The sequence below is a fragment of the Streptomyces sp. NPDC047971 genome (assembly GCF_040653355.1).
Lineage (GTDB): Bacteria > Actinomycetota > Actinomycetes > Streptomycetales > Streptomycetaceae > Streptomyces.
In genome coordinates this window covers 1-19,076 of the sequence record NZ_JBEZNW010000052.1, presented here as the reverse complement: position 1 = coordinate 19,076, position 19,076 = coordinate 1, and the positions used below count along the sequence as shown (strand labels likewise).

At 71.5% G+C, this 19,076-nt stretch carries 21 protein-coding genes and 1 tRNA gene; 17 read left to right on the top strand and 5 right to left on the bottom strand.

Annotated features, from left to right (window positions below):
* Window positions 1-92 precede the first annotated feature (92 nt).
* The 5 genes from AB0D99_RS32240 to AB0D99_RS32220 all read left to right on the top strand — a co-directional run bounded on the left by AB0D99_RS32240 (window position 93) and on the right by AB0D99_RS32220 (window position 3,617).
* The gene (locus AB0D99_RS32240) at window positions 93-356 is read left to right on the top strand and encodes a hypothetical protein (protein WP_362370455.1); all 264 of its coding nucleotides are present in this window, start codon (window positions 93-95) and stop codon (window positions 354-356) included.
* A gap of 126 nt (window positions 357-482) precedes the next feature.
* Window positions 483-556: transfer RNA gene (locus tag AB0D99_RS32235), tRNA-Met, on the top strand.
* Between the two features lie 268 nt (window positions 557-824).
* The gene (locus AB0D99_RS32230; RefSeq protein WP_362370453.1) at window positions 825-2,015 is read left to right on the top strand and encodes a serine hydrolase domain-containing protein; all 1,191 of its coding nucleotides are present in this window, start codon (window positions 825-827) and stop codon (window positions 2,013-2,015) included.
* Window positions 2,016-2,213: 198 nt separating this feature from the next.
* Window positions 2,214-3,038 carry a class I SAM-dependent methyltransferase gene (locus AB0D99_RS32225; RefSeq protein ID WP_362370450.1) on the top strand — a complete coding sequence of 275 codons (825 nt, stop codon included), beginning with the start codon at window positions 2,214-2,216 and terminating at the stop codon, window positions 3,036-3,038.
* A 297-nt stretch (window positions 3,039-3,335) separates the two neighbouring features.
* Window positions 3,336-3,617: a hypothetical protein gene (locus AB0D99_RS32220; RefSeq protein WP_362370447.1), complete on the top strand. Its 282-nt coding sequence runs from the start codon at window positions 3,336-3,338 to the stop codon at window positions 3,615-3,617.
* 261 nt (window positions 3,618-3,878) lie between these two features.
* On the opposite strand, the gene AB0D99_RS32215 is transcribed toward AB0D99_RS32220, so the two are convergent.
* Window positions 3,879-4,472 carry a TetR/AcrR family transcriptional regulator gene (locus AB0D99_RS32215; protein ID WP_362370444.1) on the bottom strand — a complete coding sequence of 198 codons (594 nt, stop codon included), beginning with the start codon at window positions 4,470-4,472 and terminating at the stop codon, window positions 3,879-3,881.
* 60 nt (window positions 4,473-4,532) lie between these two features.
* Here AB0D99_RS32215 and AB0D99_RS32210 point away from each other — a divergent pair, with 60 nt between their 5' ends.
* A complete protein-coding gene (locus AB0D99_RS32210; protein WP_362370441.1) occupies window positions 4,533-5,012 on the top strand; it encodes an SRPBCC family protein in 480 nt (159 codons plus the stop codon).
* A 107-nt stretch (window positions 5,013-5,119) separates the two neighbouring features.
* Here AB0D99_RS32210 and AB0D99_RS32205 read toward each other — a convergent pair whose 3' ends face one another.
* Window positions 5,120-5,761, bottom strand: coding sequence for a fasciclin domain-containing protein (locus AB0D99_RS32205; protein WP_362370438.1), 642 nt, complete (start codon window positions 5,759-5,761; stop codon window positions 5,120-5,122).
* Window positions 5,762-5,894: 133 nt separating this feature from the next.
* A complete protein-coding gene (locus AB0D99_RS32200) occupies window positions 5,895-7,571 on the bottom strand; it encodes a molybdopterin-dependent oxidoreductase (RefSeq protein ID WP_362370505.1) in 1,677 nt (558 codons plus the stop codon).
* 402 nt (window positions 7,572-7,973) lie between these two features.
* Between AB0D99_RS32200 and sigK (AB0D99_RS32195) the strand changes: the two genes are divergently transcribed.
* Together sigK (AB0D99_RS32195) and AB0D99_RS32190 are read left to right on the top strand one after the other, a co-directional pair.
* Window positions 7,974-8,579: an ECF RNA polymerase sigma factor SigK gene (sigK, locus tag AB0D99_RS32195; protein ID WP_362370435.1), complete on the top strand. Its 606-nt coding sequence runs from the start codon at window positions 7,974-7,976 to the stop codon at window positions 8,577-8,579.
* A complete protein-coding gene (locus tag AB0D99_RS32190; RefSeq protein WP_362370432.1) occupies window positions 8,576-9,328 on the top strand; it encodes an anti-sigma factor in 753 nt (250 codons plus the stop codon). Before sigK (AB0D99_RS32195) ends, AB0D99_RS32190 begins: the two co-directional genes overlap by 4 nt.
* A 103-nt stretch (window positions 9,329-9,431) precedes the next feature.
* Here AB0D99_RS32190 and AB0D99_RS32185 read toward each other — a convergent pair whose 3' ends face one another.
* Window positions 9,432-9,815, bottom strand: a complete 384-nt coding sequence (locus tag AB0D99_RS32185) for a hypothetical protein (protein WP_362370429.1) — start codon at window positions 9,813-9,815, stop codon at window positions 9,432-9,434.
* Between the two features lie 441 nt (window positions 9,816-10,256).
* Here AB0D99_RS32185 and AB0D99_RS32180 point away from each other — a divergent pair, with 441 nt between their 5' ends.
* From AB0D99_RS32180 to AB0D99_RS32165, 4 genes are all read left to right on the top strand, one after another.
* Window positions 10,257-10,757 carry an ATP-binding protein gene (locus AB0D99_RS32180; protein WP_362370426.1) on the top strand — a complete coding sequence of 167 codons (501 nt, stop codon included), beginning with the start codon at window positions 10,257-10,259 and terminating at the stop codon, window positions 10,755-10,757.
* Window positions 10,758-10,918: 161 nt separating this feature from the next.
* A complete protein-coding gene (sigK, locus tag AB0D99_RS32175) occupies window positions 10,919-11,485 on the top strand; it encodes an ECF RNA polymerase sigma factor SigK (RefSeq protein WP_362370423.1) in 567 nt (188 codons plus the stop codon).
* A complete protein-coding gene (locus tag AB0D99_RS32170) occupies window positions 11,482-12,273 on the top strand; it encodes an anti-sigma factor (RefSeq protein WP_362370420.1) in 792 nt (263 codons plus the stop codon). The genes sigK (AB0D99_RS32175) and AB0D99_RS32170 overlap by 4 nt, the downstream gene beginning before the upstream one ends.
* Window positions 12,274-12,546: 273 nt before the next feature.
* Window positions 12,547-13,395 (top strand): universal stress protein, encoded by an 849-nt coding sequence (locus tag AB0D99_RS32165; protein WP_362370417.1) that lies wholly within the window; start codon window positions 12,547-12,549, stop codon window positions 13,393-13,395.
* Window positions 13,396-13,493: 98 nt separating this feature from the next.
* On the opposite strand, the gene AB0D99_RS32160 is transcribed toward AB0D99_RS32165, so the two are convergent.
* A complete protein-coding gene (locus AB0D99_RS32160; protein ID WP_362370414.1) occupies window positions 13,494-13,646 on the bottom strand; it encodes a hypothetical protein in 153 nt (50 codons plus the stop codon).
* A 543-nt stretch (window positions 13,647-14,189) separates the two neighbouring features.
* Between AB0D99_RS32160 and AB0D99_RS32155 the strand changes: the two genes are divergently transcribed.
* The 5 genes from AB0D99_RS32155 to AB0D99_RS32135 all read left to right on the top strand — a co-directional run bounded on the left by AB0D99_RS32155 (window position 14,190) and on the right by AB0D99_RS32135 (window position 18,744).
* Window positions 14,190-14,603 (top strand): hypothetical protein, encoded by a 414-nt coding sequence (locus AB0D99_RS32155; RefSeq protein ID WP_362370411.1) that lies wholly within the window; start codon window positions 14,190-14,192, stop codon window positions 14,601-14,603.
* A 258-nt stretch (window positions 14,604-14,861) separates the two neighbouring features.
* Complete coding sequence (locus AB0D99_RS32150; RefSeq protein ID WP_362370408.1) at window positions 14,862-15,725, top strand: alpha/beta hydrolase; 864 nt, start codon at window positions 14,862-14,864, stop codon at window positions 15,723-15,725.
* 246 nt (window positions 15,726-15,971) lie between these two features.
* Window positions 15,972-16,790, top strand: coding sequence for a DUF427 domain-containing protein (locus AB0D99_RS32145; RefSeq protein ID WP_362370405.1), 819 nt, complete (start codon window positions 15,972-15,974; stop codon window positions 16,788-16,790).
* A 333-nt stretch (window positions 16,791-17,123) separates the two neighbouring features.
* A complete protein-coding gene (locus tag AB0D99_RS32140) occupies window positions 17,124-17,510 on the top strand; it encodes a hypothetical protein (protein WP_362370402.1) in 387 nt (128 codons plus the stop codon).
* Window positions 17,511-18,573: 1,063 nt separating this feature from the next.
* Window positions 18,574-18,744, top strand: coding sequence for a hypothetical protein (locus AB0D99_RS32135; protein WP_362370399.1), 171 nt, complete (start codon window positions 18,574-18,576; stop codon window positions 18,742-18,744).
* The last annotated feature ends 332 nt before the right edge of the window (window positions 18,745-19,076 follow it).

Below are 19,076 nucleotides of genomic sequence, written 5' to 3'. Positions count from 1 at the left end.
GGCCTCGTACCGGCCGAGGGCCACGACTACACTGCCGCGCTCCGGCGTACCCCCCTGTGATGCCTTTCGACAGCCGTGGAGTCACCGACACGATGAACCTCGCAGACGCCAAGAGTCAGTTCCGGAGCATCGTGGAGCAGCACGGCGGCGGCAGGCCGCTGGACGCGACCACGCGGGCGAGCGCGCTGGCCGACCTGGCGCACATCCACCGGCTCGCGATGCGGAAGATCGACCGGTTCACCGCTGAACAGCGTGGACGGCGCTCGGCCTTCCTGGCGACGAACGAACGCAACGGCCTGGTGAGCAAGCTCGACAGGCTCCATGCGGCCGCCAAAGCGGACCTGGGGCTCGACTGACGGCCTCGCCGCCCCGCCGCCGTCCCGCGCGGCGCGATCACCGTAACCACACAGGCAACAGCCAACGGCCGGCGGGCCGGTGAAATCCCCTCGCCCGCCGGCGGGCCCGCGTCCTACAGTGAAAGCCGCCGGGTGGAGCAGGTCGGTAGCTCGCTGGGCTCATAACCCAGAGGTCGCGGGTTCGAATCCCGCCTCGGCCACGAAGGAGCCGGGCCCGCCGCACAACGTTGCGGCGGGCCCGGCCGCATCCCGGGACGTACACGCCCCACCCCGCCCCACACGGATGGATCACCCCGCCACCCCGCCTCCCGGGGGCCGGCCCCCAGGGCGCCGGGACCGGCCGCGCCGGACGTGGTCACTGGTCCGTATGGAGCAGAGGGCGGGCATGTTCCGGGCGGGCGCCCGATGCTGGGGCGGACCCTGTGAACCGGGTGTCCTCCGCCCGGCGCCACCGCGAAGGAGCCCCCTGTGCCGGCACGTTCAGCAGTCCCCTCCCGTCCTCGCGCACGCCTGCGGCTGTGCGCCGCCGCTCTGGCCGCGCCCGCCCTCCTCGCCTCCCTGGTCCAGCCCGCACAGGCCACCGCCACACCGCCGTCCCCGGACAACGCGCTGCAGCGGCAGCTCGACGACCTGGTCCGCACGGCCGGAGGACCGCCCGGAGTGATCGCGCTGATGCGGCAGGGCGACCGGACGAAGGTCTACCGTGCGGGCGTCGCCGACACGACGACCGGCCGCCCGCCCCGCGCGACCGACCACATGCGGATCGCGAGCGTCGCCAAGGCCTTCAGCGGAGCGGTCGCCCTGCGCCTGGTGGACCGCCACAAGCTGCGCCTCGACGACACGATCGGCGAGATCCTGCCGTCACTGCCCGCGGCATGGCACCAGGTGACGCTCCGCCAGCTCCTCAGCCACACCAGTGGTCTGCCGGACTTCTCGACGGCGCCGGCGTTCCTGGAGATCCTCCAGGAAGACCCCCGGCACCACTTCGACTCCCGCCGACTGCTCGACTTCGTCGCCGAGGACGACCTGCTGTTCCCGGCGGGATCGCGGTACGAGTACTCGAACTCCGACAACATCGCCGTCGCGCTGATGGCGGAGGCGGTCACGGGACAGCGGTACGAACGGCTGCTGGACCAGCTGGTGTACCGGCCTCTCGGTCTGCGGCAGACCAGCCTGCCCCAGGGCTACCGGCTGCCGCGCCCGTACCTGCACGGCTACGACGTGACGCCGCCCGCACCGCCGGAGGACATCAGCGAGGTCCTCAGCGCCTCGGGCGTGTGGGCCTCCGGCGGGATCGTCTCGACGCCGAAGGACCTCAACGCGTTCATCCGTGCCTGGGCCGGCGGCCCCGGGTTCCTGTCGGACAGGACCAGGCGCGCGCAGCGGACCTTCATTCCCGGCGCCGCCTCCGAGCCCGCCGGTCCCGGCGTCAACGCGGGCGGACTGGCGATCTTCCGCTACGAGACGCGGTGCGGCACGGTCTACGGACACACCGGCAACTTCCCCGGCTACACCCAGTTCGCGGCCGGCACCGCGGACGGCAGGCGTTCCCTCACGTTCTCGATCACCACCCAGACCAGCAAGAGCGTCAAGCCCGAACTGCTGGCCAAGGTCCGCGCGATCCAGGAGGACTTCGTCTGCGCCCTGCTGCGGCGGTGACCCGGACGCCGGGGCCGCGGGTGGCGACCGGGTGAGCCGCAGCGCGGCCACCCCGGGGCTTGCGGACACCGCGCCGGTGACGGCGAGCCGGTGGCGGCGAGCCATCCGGGGCCCGCCCGGCCGCGGGCGGCCGGGCCGCGGCACGTCACTCTCGTGGCGCAGTCCCCACGGCCTTCGCCGGGGGGAGGGATGAGAGGTATGAGCAACGAGAATCCCGCCCCGCAGTCCCTGAAGGCGAAGCACCGGGCGATGTGGGCCCTGGGCGACTACCCCGCCGTGGCGTCGCAGGTCATTTCCGAGCTGGGGGACGTCCTGGTGCGGCAGTGCGCCGTCCGGCAGGGCGACCGTGTCCTCGACGTCGCCGCCGGTTCCGGGAACGCGGCCGTTCCCGCCGCCCTCCTCGGCGCCGACGTCATCGCCTCCGACCTCACACCGGAGCTCCTGGACGTCGGGCGGGCCCAGGCCCGGGAGCGCGGTGCGCGGCTGGAGTGGCGTGAGGCCGACGCCGAGGCCCTGCCCTTCACGGACGGCGAGTTCGACACGGTCATGTCCTGCGTCGGCGTGATGTTCGCCCCGCACCACCAGCAGACCGCCGACGAACTGGTCCGGGTCTGCCGCCCGGGCGGCACCATCGGCCTGATCAACTGGACCCCGGAAGGCTTCATCGGGCAGATGTTCGCCACGATGCGCCCGTACGCCCCTCCGCCGCCGCCCGGTGTCCAGCCGCCGCCGCTGTGGGGCGACCCGGAACATGTGCATGCCCTGCTCGGGGACCGGGTGAGGGACCTCGACATCCGCCGGCAGCCGCTGCGCGTGGACCGGTTCACGCGCCCGGAGGAGTTCCGGGACTTCTTCAAGGCGTGCTACGGGCCGACCATCGCGACGTACCGCTTCATCGCCGAGGATCCCGACCGGGTCGCCGCCCTTGACGAGGCCCTCGCCGAACTGGCCTCGCGGCACCTCGCCGACGGCGCCATGGACTGGGAGTACCTCCTGGTCACAGCCCGGCGCGCGGGCGCGTAGGAGGCCGCCGGTCCGTCTGTGCGCTCGCCGTCGGGGACGCCCTCGCCGAGCAAGCTGCCGGGCGTAGCCGCGCGCGGGAGCGGAACCGGCTCACACCACACCGGGGCTACTTCCGCGCGCACGAGGCCCCCGGGGGACCGGGCCGGCACCCCGGACGCCCGAAGCCGAAGCCGAAGCCGGGGCCGGGGCCGGGGGAGAGGGAGAGGGAGGGGCCGGGGGAGGGGTGTGGGTGTGCGGGACGCCGGGTCTCGCACACCGATACGGTTTCAGCCAGCCGTTGCGGGAAACCCGGTGCCCATGAGCAGACGTTACCGAGGCAACCACGCAGCGACGGCCATCCAGCTCACCGCGGATGTCTGTGCGGCCATCCTGGCGCTGTGGATACTGATGTACCTCCTCGACGCGAACCGGGCGAACGAGCTGGTGAGCTTCGTCGAGGATGCGGCGAACTGGCTCGCGACATGGTCGCGTGACCTGTTCACCATGGACACCGACTGGCTGCGTGTCCTGCTCAACTACGGCCTTCCGGCCCTCGTGTACGTGCTGATCGGCCATGCGGTGGCCGCCCGGGTCCGCTGAACCGGACGCGCACCGATCGCTCAGCCGCCCGGCAGTCACGGAACGTCGGTCCCCACGGAACGGCAGTCCCCACGGAACGTCACCTGCGGCCGGTGACGCGAGGGCCGGCGATGTGAGCCTGGAAGAGGCTCGGCAGGCTCGGCAGGCTCGGCAGGCTCGGCAGGCTCGGCACCGGGCCCGCCTGCCGCCCGGACGGCCGCCGGACGGCCGCGGCCGTCCTTGCCGGATCCGGCGGCTCATGGCCCGTCGTGTGCGCAGCCGTCAGGCCGTCGATTCCCCGAGCAGCGCGGCGGCCGACGTCTCGGCGAGGTGCTCGGCATGCGCGGGCAGCGGGAGACCCGCCCGCAGGGGGCGGCGGATCGCGGCGAGCGGCAGGTCGATCAAGGCCAGGACGACCCGGTCCCGGCCCTCGGGCCCGGTCGCGCCGAGGGCGGTGCCGAGCTCGTCGAGGCGGGCGAACACCCGCCCGTTGCCCCGGTCCGCGCGCTCACGGTGCTCCTCGGACCAGCCGGAACGGCCGAACTGCTCGGCGCCGTACAGCAGCAGTGCCGCTTCCCGGGGGTGGGCCCGGCTCCAGGCGACGACGTGCCGGGCGCCGGCCCGGGCGGCGCGCCGCGGGTCGGGGTCGGAGTCGAGGGCGGCGAGGTACCCCTCCTGGAAGCCCTCGACGGTGCGCAGCCACACCTCGGCGAGGAGCGCGGGGCGTCCGGTGAAGCGGTGGTACACCGATCCGCTGGGCGCTGCGACCGTCTGAGCGACGGCGGACATGGTGACGGCCGCCGGCCCGCCGCCGGCGGCGAGCAGGACGGCGGCGTCGAGGAGTTCACCGGTGTCGAAGCGGGGTGGTCTCGGCATGAATCAGAGAGTACTCTCCATATCAATTAGAGATTCATCTCCAATTGAAGGAGGGTCTCCATGCCCGTCCACAACGTGCACGAGCGCCTGCTGCCGATGGGACCGGAACAGGCCGGCGCCCTCCTCGACTCCCTGTCCAGCCCAACGGCCGACCGGCTCTGGCCACACGGCACCTGGCCCCCCATGGCCTTCGACCGCCCGCTGTCGCCAGGCGCGAAGGGCGGCCACGGACCGGTCCGCTACACCGTCGCCGCCTACGTCCCGGGGACCTGGATCCGCTTCACCTTCACCGGCCCGCGCGGCTTCCACGGCTTCCACGAGTACGCCGTCCTGCCCGTCGACGAGGCAAGGACCGTACTGCGCCACACCCTGTCGATGCGGGTCCGCGGCCCGGCCCGGCTGACCTGGCCGCTGGCCTACCGCTGGATGCACGACGCCCTGGTGGAGGACAGCCTGGACCTCGCCGAACGCCCCGCCCGGCGGGCCGCCTGGTCCCCCTACGTCCGGCTGCTGCGGGCCCTCGCCGCCCGAGTCGGCTGACCACACCGGGTCCGCCGCGCCCAGCACCCCGGCCTGCGGCCCGGGCGGACCCCTCGCGCGGGACCGCCCGGACCGCAGACCCCCCGCGAGGGGGACCGCCGCGCCCGCTACTTCGGCATCAGGACCGTGTCGACGATGTACACGGTAGCGTTCGCGGTCCTGACGTTGCCGCAGACGACCGACGCGCTGTCGTTGACCTTGTAGGACTCACCGGAGCCGCTGGTCGTGACCATGCCCTTCTGCAGCGTCTCGAAGGACCCCTTGTGAAGCTGTCCGGGTGCCAGCTTCTGGCCGACGACGTGGTAGGTGAGGATGTCGGTGAGCATGGCCTTGTCGGCGAGGACCTTGTCGAGATCGGCCTTCGGGATCTTCGCGAAGGCGTCGTTGGTCGGGGCGAACACGGTGATGTTCTCGGCGTTGTTCAGGGTGTCGACGAGGCCTGCCTGCTTGACCGCGGAGACCAGCGTGGACAGGGCCGGGTTGTTCGACGCGGCCGTGGCGACGGGGTCCTTGGCCATGCCGTCGAAGGAGCCCGCGCCTTCCTGAGGGACACCGGCACACGCCGGACCGAAAGGCCCGTCCGCCGTCGCGTCCGTGGTCGGCGTCGCACTGGACTTGCCCGCCCCGCCCGCGGCCTCGCCCGCGGCCGGGGTGTCGCTGCCCGAGCCGGAGCAGGCGGCGAGCGAGAAGGGCAGCACCGCGGCCGCGGCCAGGGCGATGGCGGTACGGCGGATACGCAGGGTGTTCATGATCGGGTTTCTCCTTGGAAGAAAAGGCGGGGTTGCCTGTCGGGTCCGAGAGGTTGTGGTGGGTGGGCAGTTGCTCCGCACCCGTGCCCCTCTCAGGGGCGGTGCGGTGGTCACAAAAAAGGCAGGGGCGGGTCTAGAGGACGGTGACGAAGACGCTGTGCCGGCCGCTCGCCCCGTCCGGTGCGGTCCGGGTCCGCCGCTCGGTCTGGACGGCTCCTGTGCCGTCGGTGGCGCGGACGGTGACGGTGTGTCCGCCGGGAGCGGCTCTCCAGGGGAAGGACCACTGGCGCCAGGTGTCGACGGTGTTCTGTGCGGCGAGGTCGGCGGCCTGCCAGGGACCGTCGTCGATGCGGACCTCGACCCGCTCTATGCCGCGGTGCTGCGCCCAGGCGACCCCGGCGACCATGACCGTTCCGGCGGCCGGCCGTGCGAAGGGCCGGGGAGTGTCGATCCGCGACTGCGTCTTGACCGGTGCCCGGCGCGCCCAGTCGCGCTTGACCCAGTAGGGGTCGTAGGCGTCGAACGTGGTGAGTTCGATGTCCTCGATCCACTTGCAGGCCGAGACGTACCCGTAGAGGCCGGGGACCAGCATGCGGACGGGGAAGCCGTGCTCGAAGGGGAGCGGCTCGCCGTTCATCCCGACGGCGAGCATCGCGTCGCGGCCGTCCATCACGTCCTCGACCGGTGTGCCGAGCGTCATGCCGTCGACGGAACGGGACACCAGCTGATCGGCCGTACCGCCCCGCGAGGGAGGCCGCACACCGCATTCGGCGAGCAGGCCGGCGAGCGGGACCCCCAGCCAGCGGGCGTTGCCGACGTAGGGTCCGCCGACCTCGTTGGAGACGCAGGCCAGGGTGATGTCGCGTTCGACGAGCGGGCGGGCGAGGAGCTGGTCGAGGGTGTACGTACGGGGGCGGGAAACGCCCCTGCCGTGGATGCGCAGCGCCCAGGCGGCGGCGTCCACCCGGGGCACGACGAGGGCGGTGTCGACGCGGTAGAAGTCGTGGTTGGGCGTGGTGAAGGCGCTGATCCCCGCCACCGGGAGCCGGCTTGCGGACGGAACCGCGGGAGCGGGCGATGCCGGGGCGGGCAGCGCGAGGGCGTCACGGGATGCCACGGCCGACCGGCCGCGCCGCCCGGCCAGGAAACGTCCCAGCGTGCCCGCCCCGGTGGCGGCAGCGGCGGTCACAGCGGCCACCCCGAGGAACCCTCGCCGGTTCCAGCCGCCCCCGGAGCCCTCCGCCCCCACTGACACCTCTGATGCCGCCGAGCCGGCCGCAGGCGAGTCCGCCGCCGAGCCGGCCGCAGGTGGCTCCACGGCCGCCGAGCCGGCCGCCGGCGCCTCCGCGGCGATGACACGGCCCACCAGGACGTACAGCACGCCGGCACCGGCCACCGCGCCCGCCAGCGAGGGCAGCGCGTCGCCCCAGCCCGTGGAATCGGGCCGGCTCAAGGCAGCGGCCGCGCCCACGATGCCGAACGACACCACGCCTGCCGCCCCCGCACGCCGGCGGCCGCTCACGGCCAGGGCGCCCAGGGCCACCGCGGACAGCGCCAGGAGCACGTAGATGCCGAACTGCAGGACGGCCTTGTCGTTCTCCCCGAACGTACGGATCGCGAAGTCCTTCACCGAGGCCGGGGTCCGGTCGATGACCACGCCGCCGACGACCGTGACCGGGCCGGCCGCCGGCCGCACCGCACCGGCGACCAGCTCGGCCACGGCCAGCGCCGCGTACGCGGCGAGGAGACCGGCGAGCGCGCCTGGTGCGGCCCTGAGGATGCTGTTGCGGGAGCGAGTCACACCCCTGATTCGGCGGCGGACCCCGTCCGGATGGGTGCCACACCCGAACGAGTGACACACCCCGCTGAGACCGGCTCAACTCCCGCCGCCGGCAACCGCCTTCCGCGCAGCGCCGGCGGCGGCGGGTGCGACGGGGGTGCGAGCAGACCGACAGGACGAGCAGTTCGACAGTTCGACAGTTCGGCTGGGGCGAGGGGCGGGGTCGTGATCGATACGAACGTCCACCCATCCGCACACGCATCCGCTACGAAGAACCTTCAGACACACCCCACGACCCCGTGACCGGACCGCCTGGGAGGCGGGCGGTCCGCACCGCCCGAGGACAAGGACCCCTATGCGAGGGACACCCCGCCCCCGTTCGGCCTCCCCAGGCTGCCGCGTCGCCCGGTCTCCACAACCGGAGGCCGCCCGGTGAACCGACCGCTTCCGTTCACAACCACCAGCGGCACCGGCAGCACCGGCAGTGCCGGCGGCAGCGACCTGGCCGACGTGATGCAGAAGGTCGCCCACGGCGACAAACAGGCCTTTTCCGTCCTGTACGACGCGCTCGCCTCCACGGTGTTCGGGATCGTGGTCAAAGTCGTGCGTGACCGGGCCCAGTCGGAGGAGGTCGCCCAGGAAGTGATGATCGACCTGTGGCGGCAGGCCGCCCGCTACCGGCCCGAGGCCGGCAGCGTTACGACCTGGGTGGCGACGATCGCCCACCGGCGCGCCGTCGACCGGGTCCGCTCCGCCCAGGCCGCCGCCGACCGGGAACAGGCCCAGGTCGCCCGCGAGCACCACACCGCTTTCGACGAGGTCGCCGAGCAGGTCGAGACCCGGCTGGAGAGCGAACAGGTCCGCCGCTGCATGCGCGGCCTCACCGAACTCCAGCGCCAGGCGGTGACCCTGGCCTACTACCGGGGCCTGACCTACCGTGAGGTCGCCGAGGCCCTGCGCACACCGCTTCCCACGATCAAGACACGCATGCGCGACGGGCTCATCCGGCTCCGCGACTGCATGGGGGTGACCACGTGAAGCATCACTGCGAAGACGTCCACGGCCTCGCCGCCGCCTACGCCCTGAGCGCTCTGGACCCCGAAGAGGGAGCGATGTTCGCCGCCCACCTCCCGCGGTGCGAGGGATGCCGTCAGGAGACGGCCGAGTTCGCGGCCACCGCCGCCCGGCTGGCGGCGGCGACGGCCCAGGCGCCGCCGGCGGCGATGAGGCAGCGGACTCTGTCCGCGATCGACGGCGTACGCCAGCTGCCCCCGCGGATCCCCGCGACGGCCCCGGCCCCCGCCCCCGGGGCGGCGCCGCGCCGCAGGGCCATGCCGCTGGCGCTGGCCGCCTGCCTGGCGGCAGCCGCCGTGTTCGCCGGCCTGGCCGCGTGGGGGCACCAGGAGCGCGAGGAACTGAACGAGCGGGCCCGCCGGGCCGAGCAGCGCCTGGACGACGTCAGCGGCGTGCTCGCGGCGCCCGACGCCCGCACGGTCCACGGCCGGACAGGCAACGGCGCGCTCACCACCGTCGTGGCGTCCGACCGGCAGAACAAGGCGGTCTTCACCGCCGCCGGACTGCCCGCACCGGCCGCCGGGAAGACCTACCAGCTGTGGCTGGAGCATCAGGGCACCATGCTCCCGGCCGGGTTCATCCATCAGGACGGCACCGTCCTCATCGACGGCGACACCGCCGACGCCACCGCGCTCGGTCTCACCCTCGAACCCTCCTCAGGCTCACCCCAACCCACGACACCACCCCTGCTCCTGATGACCCTGCCCACCTGACGGACACACCAGGACCCCCGGTCCGCGTCCGCGCGGGCGGGAGCCGAGGACCGGGCCCCGGGGCCCGGCCCTCGGCCGCAAGAGGGTTCAGGGGGTCAGCCGGTCACCGGTGATGGCAGTCCCAGTGGCCCTTCACCCAGTAGTGATCCCAGTGGGCCGGGACGTACACCCACTTGTGGTGCCGGTCGTGGCTCCAGTAGCCCTTGTGCCAGTCACCGTGCTTGTCGTGATGGCCCTTGTGCCACGTCTTGTGGTAGATCACCTTCTTCTCCCAGTGACCCTTCACCCACTTCTTCTCCCAGTGCCCCTTCTTCCACTCGCACCGGTCGTGACGGTCGTGATGGTCACCCGCCACGACGGTCGAGACGGATGCGGGCGCGGGTGCCGCGGTGGCCGTGCCGGACATGCCGAACGCGGCTCCGCCGGCCAGCAGTCCCGCCGCCGCGGTACTTGCCAGCAGACGACGGGCGCGCATGGACGCGGTCATCGGACGCACCTCCCTCGATTGATCGACATCGGTGAACACGTCGAGCGGTGTCGTGAGGCAGGCCCGGACGACCGGAAGCCGGTCGGCTTGGAGGGGGCCACGGCCTGCTCGCCGTGCGCGGTCATCAGGGATTCGGAGCTGCGATGCCGCCGGATGAACCCTCAGGCAGGAGAACTCCCGGAGCGGTCGCGGGGGAGCGGAGCGGCGTCCCCGCGGGCCGCGCCCCACGCCGTACAGCGAGCCACGGAACACCGGCGAGCACACACCTCACCGCCCCCGGGCAGGAAGCGACAAGCCACCCCCCGAGGCAGTCCGCCCCGCGGCATCCGCCCCAGACCTCTCACCCACCCCCAGACCTGTACCGGACCCCTCACCCGCCTCATCCGCACGGCCCACCACTACGAATCCCTCACACAGGATCCTTCGTCCCAGGGAGCGGTCATGACCACCACCGCACCACCCCCAGCGCCCACCGTGCCCCGCCAGGTCGTGGCCCTGCCCTGCAGCCCGCACAGCCCGGCTGTCGCCCGCCGCGTCACCGCCCGATGGCTGGAGGCGGCCGACTACGCCCGTACGGCCGACGCGGTCCTGATCGTGTCCGAACTCGTCACCAACGCCGTCCGCCACACCGACGGCCCCTGCGAACTGACCCTGACAGCGCACCACGGCACCGTGGACATCGCCGTCACCGACCACAGCGAGGACCTCCCCGACCTCCCTGATCTCCCCGACCTCTCCGCACTCCCTGACCTCCGCCGCACCCCCGGCGGCGTCGCCGCCGGCGCGGGCGGCGGGCGCGGCGCCCGGCAAGGCGGCCTCGGCCTGGAGATCGTGCGCCGACTGGGAGCCGCGATCACGGTCGTTCCCCGCCTCGGCGGCAAGACCGTCCACGCCGCCCTGCGCCCGCACGCCCCGGAACACGAGCGACGGGGACCACCGTGACACCCCCCACCGGACCACACGGGACTCACCCGGTCGACGCCGCCACACGGCGCGAGGCCACCACCGGCGGCAGACTCGACCACGGTGGGCCGCCACGGGCCGAGCGGCCCGGACGCTGCGACTGGGCGATCGACCGCACGAGGCACGACGGGGAGCCACCCTTGCCGCACGCATCCCGACCGGACACCGACGTCGACACCCTCCTGCTCAAAGCGGCCGCCGGCGACCGTGACGCGTTCGCCGGCGTGTACGACGCGCTGGCCACCCCGGTGATGGGGCTGGCCTGCAGGATCCTGCGGGACCCGGCACAGGCCGAAGAAGTGACCCAGGACGTCATGATCGAGGTGTGGCGCACAGCGGAGCGGTTCCGCCCCGACCGCGGAACGGCCAAGGCATGGGTGCTCACCCTCGCCCACCGGCGCGCCGTGGACCGGGTACGCAGCGTCCAGGCCGGCACCGACCGGGAGAAAAGGGCCGGGATGCTGTCGCCGGACCGGGACTACGACCAGGTCGCCGAGACCGTCGAGATCCATGACGAGCGGCGACGCGTCCAGCGCTGCCTGGACACCCTGGCACGCCTTCAACGGGTACCCCTGGTACTCGCCTACTTCCAGGGCATGACCTACCTGGAAGTGGCACGTTCCCTGTCCACCCCCGAAGGCACGGTCAAATCCCGTATGCGCAACGGTCTCAAGCAGCTGCGCGCCTGCCTGGAGGCCGGCTCATGACCTCACCGGAGGAACCACACGATCCGCACGATCCGCATCTCGACGCCGCGGCGTACGTCCTGCACGCTCTCCCGCCCGCGGAGGAAGCCGCCTTCGAGAACCATCTCGCCGGCTGCGAGACCTGCCGCCGGGACGTCGCCGACTTCGAGAAGACCGCCGCCCGCCTCGCCTCCGCCGAGACCGCGCCGGTACCGCAGGAGCTCCGGGCACGCGTCATGGAACAGATCTCCGCCACCCGACAGGAGACCCGACAGGAGACCCGCCAGGACTCCCGACACCGCAACACGGCACCGCACGCCCGCCGCACGATCCGCCTCGCGCTCGCCGCGAGCGTCGCCCTGGCGGTCGCGCTCGCAGGAGTCGCCCTGTGGCAGCGCTCGGAAGCCGAGGACGCCCGCGCCCGCGCAGCCCAGGCACAGGAGCAGGCCCGCACGGCGAACAGCGCCTTCGCGGACATCCTCACCGCCCCCGACGCCACCGTGCACACCGCACAGCTGACCGACGGAGCCGACGCCGCCATCGTCGTCTCCCGCACCCAGGCACAGGCCGCCTTCACCGCCCGCGGCCTTACAACCCTGCCCAGCGACAAGGTGTACGAACTCTGGTACGCCGCCGAAGCGGGCGACCTGCGCCCGGCAGGCCTCCTGGACAGCGCCGGCGACCGGGCGACCCGCGTCCTCGACGGCCCCCTGGGCAACGCGGTCGCCGTCGGCATCACCATCGAACCCGCGGGCGGCTCCACCCAGCCCACCACCGAACCCCTCGGCATCATCCCCATCACCACATGACCACCCCGCCAGGCACGTACGAACATCGACGAAGCAGCCCGCCACCCCCCACCCACCAGCCACCCCCCACCCACCAGCCGGCCACGGCGCGCGGCATGCGAGCGCGCCGCCCCGGCGCCGTCGGCCAGATGGGGCACTTCGGCAACGCCACCGAACACGATGCGTCACACCCTTCAGATCACTCGGTAGCTTCGTGCCGGGTGTCCAGGGCACGGGTGCTCGGGGGCTGCCCGGATGGAACGTTGACGACAGCCCCGAGACGAGGAGAGCGGCATGTCACGACCTGTCACCGTGGGAGTGGACGGCTCCGAGGGAAGCCTGGCCGCACTGGACTGGGCCGCCGACGAGGCCGCGCTGCGCGGCACGAACCTGCGCCTCGTCTACGCCACCCTCTGGGCACAACACCAGCCGGCGTCCATGAAGGTGTCCCACGAGGACCGTGCCGGCGAGGCCGAGGGCGTACTCGCCGCGACCGAGCAGCGCGTCCGGGACCGCCGCCCGGACCTCGCGATGACCGCCGACGAGATCGAGGACGCCCCCAGCAACGTACTGCTCGGGGCCGCGGCAGAAGCGGAACTCCTCGTCGTGGGCTCCCACGGACTCGGCACCATGCGCGGATTCATCGTGGGCTCCGTGGGCCAGGAAGTCGTCGCCGACGCCAAGCGCCCAGTCGTCCTCGTACGCCCCGGAACAGGCGAGAACGCACCCCCAACCACCCCGAGCGACCGCAGGAAAGTCGTCCTCGGCCTCGACGTGACCGAAGCGAACGACGACATCCTGCAATTCGCCTTCGACTTCGCCGCACGCCGAAACGCCCCCCTGAACATCGTGCACACCTGGCACGCCCCCTTCACCCAACGCCACAAAGCCACCAAGAACGCCGACATGGCAACAGCGCTCTCACAGGCGGTACGCCCCTTCCGCGACACGTTCCCGACGGTGGACGTAACCGAGACCTCCACTCCCGGCCGGCCCGCCGAGCACCTCGTCGAAGCCGCCCACGACGCGGCTCTCGCCGTGGTCGGCCGGCGCAGGGCGGCCAAGGGCTCCCACATCGGCCCGGTCACCCACGCCCTCATCCACCACGCCTCCTGCCCCGTGGCCGTCGTACCCCACAGCTGACAGGCGTTGTCAGCCACCGCGCCCGCACGACAGATCTCACGGCCGAAAGTCCATCCCCCGAGTCCCGCACCCGACGTCCGCAACCCCTCGGCCGTGCCTCAGCAGTGGGCGCCGCCCAACGCCGTCAGCCCGGCCCACAGGCGCGGGGACGAACGTCGGTTCGGATCACCGTCGAGCCACTGGAGGCGTGCCGCGCGCAGCGCACCGACCGGGTCGGCGCCCCGGGCGAGATGCGCCCAGTAGAACTCCATGATCTGATTCGAGACCGCCACGGAGCCGGATGGCGCTGTCCGTCCTGGTCGTCCATCCCGTGCACGGCCATGGCCAGCAGCCGCCGCCAGTTCGCGAGGCCTGCGACGGACGAGACGAATCGCGGTGGTACGGGCGTACGCCCGGTGCGCCGTGATCGTCTCCCACTTCTCGTAGACCACGGACATGGCCTCCGCCGCCGCGTCCTCCGCTTCGCTGCAGCGCGCCCCCAGCTGCATCAACAACCGCACCAGAGGCACGTACTCGGCACGGAAGAAATCATCGAACGCCGCACAGCCGCCCACACACATCGGCCCTTCCTCGATCGAACCAACGGATGTCGCCCCGTACTCGCTACGAGACCACGCACACCGGCCGACCACGGAAAGACCCCGCCAACCGAAACAGCCAGGCTGGACCGCACGAGCCGAGCCCCACCCCAGCAAGCGCACACAAGATGACGCTGCCACCACCCTCCATGCGGCGCTCTACCGGCAGGCGGGCAGCGGAGGTGTACTGGAAACCTGCTGCAGCGAGGGGGAGACATGCCGCACACCCCGGACCCGGAAACACCACAGCCGGCGCAGGACGACGAGCGCTGGCTCAACAGCGACGAGGTGGCGAAACTGTGGCCGGTGCGCAAGCACTGGCTGCCGAGTGTCGCCCGTCGTGCCGACGTCCGCCTCCGCAGCTTCGGCGGGGCAAGCCGAGGCACATGGGGGGCGGATCCCACGACCCACCACTTCCACCCCGAAGACGTACGCAGGGCCGCGCCGGCCATCGCCGAAGGAAGCATCGACATCCCGTCGGACTGGCGCACCGACACCCCCGACGGGCGGCGCGCGGAGTTCTGGGGCGTGCTGAGCACCCGCATCGCCCTCACCCTCTTCCTCACGGCCCTCGCGGGCAGCGTCCTCCTCGGCCTGGGCTCAGTGATCTTCCTCCTGACCGTGGAATGACCACAGGCACCCCACCCCACGCCCGGCGCGACCCCCGCTCCCTTCGGCCTCCCGAAGAACGACAGAACCAGGCGCCGACGAGAGCCGAAAGGACCGCGCGCGGGGACGAAGACGACTGCTACGGTCGTCCGCATGTGTTCCGTCATCCACAACTGGCAGGCCCTGCGCACCCGGTCGACGCACTGACCGCGGTGCCGGCCGTCGCCGACACCGGGTCCCACGTCCACCGCTCACCTCAGGATGACGAGGATCCTCACCATGCGCGCAGACTCGCGCCCCACATTCGTACTCGTTCACGGCGGCTCCAGCAACGCCCGGGCCTGGGGCCCCCTGCAGAACGAACTGACCCTGCTCGGACACCGTTCGCACGCCGTCGACCTGCCCGGTCACGGCGACCTCGCCGACACCCCAGCGGCCTACTACCGGCAACCTCAAGACGCCACCGCACTCGCCTCCGCACCCTCCGCGCTCCGCGGCATCACGTTGAACGACAACGTGCGCCACGTGCTGGACACCCTGCGACGGCTCACCGCGTCGGGCCCGATCGTCCTGGTCGGCAACAGCCTCGGCGGTCTGACGATCAGCGCCGTCGCCAACGCCGCACCGCAACTGCTCCACCGGGTGGTCTACCTCTCCGCGCTCTGCCTCAGCGATCCGGCCATGCTCACCGAGGCGTGGGAGGTGGTCGACGACAACCTGCTGGAAGCGGCAGTCGCCCGGATCGCCGTGCCGGGCGTACCCGATCCGGGCGTGGTCCGGCTGAACTGGCGGGCCGCCCACGCCGATCCGGACGTGTTCGCCGCGCTGAAGGCCGCCGTCATGGCCGACTCGACGGACCACCAGTTCCGGATGCTGCTCGACTCCCTCGACCCGGACGAGACCTACTCGGCCATGGAGCCGGGTGCGGTGGTCCGGGCCGACGCGTGGGGACGGGTACCACACACCTACGTCCGCCTCACCGCCGACCGAAGCCTTCCCCTGGCGGTCCAGGACCACATGATCCACCGGGCGGACACGCTGACCCCGCACCACCCCTTCGACGTGCACACCCTCGCAGCCTCGCACGTCGGCTACTTCAGCCGGCCGAAAGCCTTCGCGGAGCTTCTGACGAGCCTCGTCTGAGCCGCCCCCGCACCCCGGGCGACCGGGGTGCGGGGCACCCCCGCCCTGGTATGCCCCCCGCCGGACGTCGCCGCAGGTAGCCCGGGGACCGGCCGCCCAGCGCCGACAGCGCCGACGGCGGGACGGCAGGGGCGACGGCGGGTCGTTTGCCACCGGCCGGGATCGGGAGCAGGGTGGAAAACGGCTGTGGCCGGTACCACGACACCCGGTCCGGGCAGCCGGAGACGGAGCGAGGAGGAGAGAGCGATGACCGCACCGGAATCCGGCCCGCAAGCCGTACCCGTCGTACGCCGCCAGGCCGAGCCCGACACCGTGTTCTGGGAGCCGAGCGAACGCCGGGTGCGTGCGACGGCGGGGGACATCACGGTCGTGGACAGCCGCAGGCCGGTACTCGTGTGGGAGCCCGGCCGCCCCGTCCCCCTCTACGCCTTCCCGACCGAGGACGTCCGGACAGACCTGCTGCGGCGAACGGAGCGGCCCGCCAGCCGGCGGCGCCACGCAGGAGCGACGGTCTTCTACGACCTTGTACTCCCCGACCGGACCGTCGGAGCAGCGGCCTGGACCTACCCCGGAGAGGACCTCGCCGACCACATCAGCTTCGAATGGTTCGGGCGCGAGGTCCTCGACCACTGGTACGAGGAGGACGAAGAGATCTTCGTGCACCCTCGCGACCCGCACAAGCGAGTGGACGCCCTGCCCAGCAGCCGGCATGTCCAGATCGAGATCGAAGGCACGATCGTCGCGGACACACATACGCCGGTTCTGCTGTTCGAGACAGGTCTACCAGTGCGCTTCTACCTCCCACGAGAGGACGTCCGCCTGGACCTCTTCACCCGCACCGACGGCCGAACCCGCTGCCCCTACAAAGGCGTGGCGAGCGAATACTGGTCCTGGGCCGGCGACGCCGACGTACGGCCCGACATCGCCTGGAGCTACCCCGACCCCCTGCCCTCCGTAGGGATCATCAAGGACAGGGTGGCCTTCTACGACGAGTCCGTCGACGTCGTCGTGGACGGAATACGACGGGAGCGCCCGGTCACGTTCTTCAGCCGGCCGTCGCGGTAACCCACACAGAACCTGGGAGGCGAAGCAGCGACCGCCAAGAGGACCGCCGGGGCACCGACCTCGACCCCGTCTCCGAGCCGCCGCACTCTGCACAGGATGCGGCAGACGGGCTTCGTGTGAGTGTCAGGTCCATCATGCCTGTTCAGAGCAGGTTTCGGTAGGACCTACGGCACGCCCGTTCGACCTTGTGGCAGCGGGCACCGCGAGCCAGACTCATCGTCATCCACCTCCGGCCAACCTGCCGGCAACCCTTCTCGGTTGTCGGCGCGTTTCGCTGTGCCGTCTCGCCGTGGGACGAGCACCGGCCAGGGGGTGGAGGACGAAGGGGGACCGATGGATCAGGACATGATTGTGCTCGCCAGGGTCAAGCTGCTCAGTGCCAACCGGCGAGTGGTGCGCGGTACCGAGGGGCTGTGGATCTACCGCGTTCTGGCACAGGCCGAGCCGAAGGCCTACGGGTCGAAGCTGGCGTACGTCCTGGTGGAGGAGAGCACGTCGCCGCTGGTGCGGGAGTTGCCCGAGCGACGATTGGCCCTGCTGGACGAGGCCGTGAAGGTAGCGAAGGCCCTCGACGCGTCGAACCCTTACCGGGCAAAGACGCTGGCAAGGGCCCTGGCGGCCAGGCAGCGGGAACTGGAGGACCGCCAGGCGGAACCGCGATCGTCCGATGACCGAGAGCACCGGCTGGCCCATCAGGAGGAGCCACAAGAACGCGCATGACCCGGCAGGTGCGGGCACCGGGCATCAGCTCCCTAGACGATGATGAAGGGCAGGACCCAACCCAGCTGCCTGGCCGGAGCAGCGTCTGACTCCTCAGATGCACAACTCGGAGAGTGTGGGGCCCGACCCCGGCCGGGAACCCCACATTCCCGGTTGATGGGCGTCGTGTGTTGTTCATAGGTACGCGTCATTGGTTTTCACTGGTGTTGGCCTGGGCTGTCGTGGTTTCTGTGTGTCGTTTTGCTGGTGAAGGTTGGTGTCGTTTGGCGGGTGGGCTGTATGTCGCCCCTGTAGGCGGGGTATGACGAAACGCTGCGCGGGACGGTGTCGTGTCTGGCTAGCCTCGGTGGATGCCGTCGTTTGCGGGTGATCCGCGTCATGAGCGTCTTGTTGCTGTCCTGGTGCCGTTGTTGCGTCGGTCGTGTCCGCCGGGGGGTGGCGGGTTCGGAGGGGTGTACGAGCTCCGGCTCGGTGTTGATGAGGCCGAGGAGCTGGGCGGGGTTGCTCTGATTCGCTCGGCGATGCGTAAGGTTGGCCGGACCCTGGGGTGGATGAGGCTGCAGACGTTTGGCGGCTCTTACCCGCAGGGCTGCTGTGGCGGGCGTGGTGGACCGGCGGGAGGTTCCGAAACCCGCTCCAGATCCCCTCCGCATGCCACCCCTTTCCACCATCTCTACATGCTGCATCATCTTGAACTCAACCACCCCGCGTCGACGCTCGAGGCGCAAACCGTCCAGATATGCGCCAAGCCTCAAGCCAGAAGCCCCCAGACACCACGACACGTCCCGGGCAACGCCCCGTGTCGTCGGGATGCGCACCGAGCCAGGGACGCGCCGCTGGAACCTCCACCCCCGCCCCCTACTCCCGGCCGTGACCGTACGGATCCCCGTGTCACCCCTGCGCCCGGCCGAGACCCGTGCTTTCGGCATCGACATGACGGCACCCATGGCCCGCGACCCTCGACGCCGGCCGTTCGATCAGGCCGGGACTAGCAGCGCCTTGCCGGGCTTGTGATGGCGAGCTGGGGGCATACGGGCAGCACCCCTTAGAGAGGAGCTTGTTCATGCTTGGCATAGCGGCGGCGGTGCTGTTTTTCATTGCTTTTCTGATCAACGCGGCGGACATCGCCACCAACGAAGTGTTCTCCTCCACCAACGTGATGCTGCTCGGCCTGATGGCCTTGGCGTTGCATGTGGCGGGTATCGGGGCCGGCCGGGTCTCGAGACGCCGTTGACTCCCTGTGCCGGGTGATGCCCCGTCACCATCCCTCCTCGCCAGCCTGGCCCGCGCCAGCGGGCCAGAGGACTGGAGGCGAAGCCGGAAGTCCCCGTGGTGAGGGAGCGCAGCGAACCCACCACCCAACAGGCCCGGAGCGAAGCGAGGGGCCTGCAGCTCCGGAAGCGAAGCGAACGGAGCTTCAACCCGACCGCGCAGCGGTCGGGTTGAAGCGTGACGCGCAGCGTCACGCCAGCGCTCCCGCGGGCAGGGACGGCAACAAAACCGCGTCGCCGGGTTGTTAGGAATAGAACACCACTGAACAACAAAAACAAAAAAACAAAACTTCGT

What these genes read in the sequence shown, in the direction of transcription:
- AB0D99_RS32240 (WP_362370455.1), top strand. Translation starts at nt 93, where the DNA reads ATGAACCTCGCAGACGCCAAGAGTCAGTTCCGGAGCATCGTGGAGCAG.
- AB0D99_RS32225 (WP_362370450.1), top strand. Translation starts at nt 2,214, where the DNA reads ATGAGCAACGAGAATCCCGCCCCGCAGTCCCTGAAGGCGAAGCACCGG.
- AB0D99_RS32220 (WP_362370447.1), top strand. Translation starts at nt 3,336, where the DNA reads ATGAGCAGACGTTACCGAGGCAACCACGCAGCGACGGCCATCCAGCTC.
- AB0D99_RS32215 (WP_362370444.1), bottom strand. Translation starts at nt 4,472, where the DNA reads ATGCCGAGACCACCCCGCTTCGACACCGGTGAACTCCTCGACGCCGCC.
- AB0D99_RS32210 (WP_362370441.1), top strand. Translation starts at nt 4,533, where the DNA reads ATGCCCGTCCACAACGTGCACGAGCGCCTGCTGCCGATGGGACCGGAA.
- AB0D99_RS32205 (WP_362370438.1), bottom strand. Translation starts at nt 5,761, where the DNA reads ATGAACACCCTGCGTATCCGCCGTACCGCCATCGCCCTGGCCGCGGCC.
- AB0D99_RS32185 (WP_362370429.1), bottom strand. Translation starts at nt 9,815, where the DNA reads ATGACCGCGTCCATGCGCGCCCGTCGTCTGCTGGCAAGTACCGCGGCG.
- AB0D99_RS32180 (WP_362370426.1), top strand. Translation starts at nt 10,257, where the DNA reads ATGACCACCACCGCACCACCCCCAGCGCCCACCGTGCCCCGCCAGGTC.
- AB0D99_RS32170 (WP_362370420.1), top strand. Translation starts at nt 11,482, where the DNA reads ATGACCTCACCGGAGGAACCACACGATCCGCACGATCCGCATCTCGAC.
- AB0D99_RS32165 (WP_362370417.1), top strand. Translation starts at nt 12,547, where the DNA reads ATGTCACGACCTGTCACCGTGGGAGTGGACGGCTCCGAGGGAAGCCTG.
- AB0D99_RS32160 (WP_362370414.1), bottom strand. Translation starts at nt 13,646, where the DNA reads ATGGAGTTCTACTGGGCGCATCTCGCCCGGGGCGCCGACCCGGTCGGT.
- AB0D99_RS32155 (WP_362370411.1), top strand. Translation starts at nt 14,190, where the DNA reads ATGCCGCACACCCCGGACCCGGAAACACCACAGCCGGCGCAGGACGAC.
- AB0D99_RS32150 (WP_362370408.1), top strand. Translation starts at nt 14,862, where the DNA reads ATGCGCGCAGACTCGCGCCCCACATTCGTACTCGTTCACGGCGGCTCC.
- AB0D99_RS32145 (WP_362370405.1), top strand. Translation starts at nt 15,972, where the DNA reads ATGACCGCACCGGAATCCGGCCCGCAAGCCGTACCCGTCGTACGCCGC.
- AB0D99_RS32140 (WP_362370402.1), top strand. Translation starts at nt 17,124, where the DNA reads ATGGATCAGGACATGATTGTGCTCGCCAGGGTCAAGCTGCTCAGTGCC.
- AB0D99_RS32135 (WP_362370399.1), top strand. Translation starts at nt 18,574, where the DNA reads ATGCTTGGCATAGCGGCGGCGGTGCTGTTTTTCATTGCTTTTCTGATC.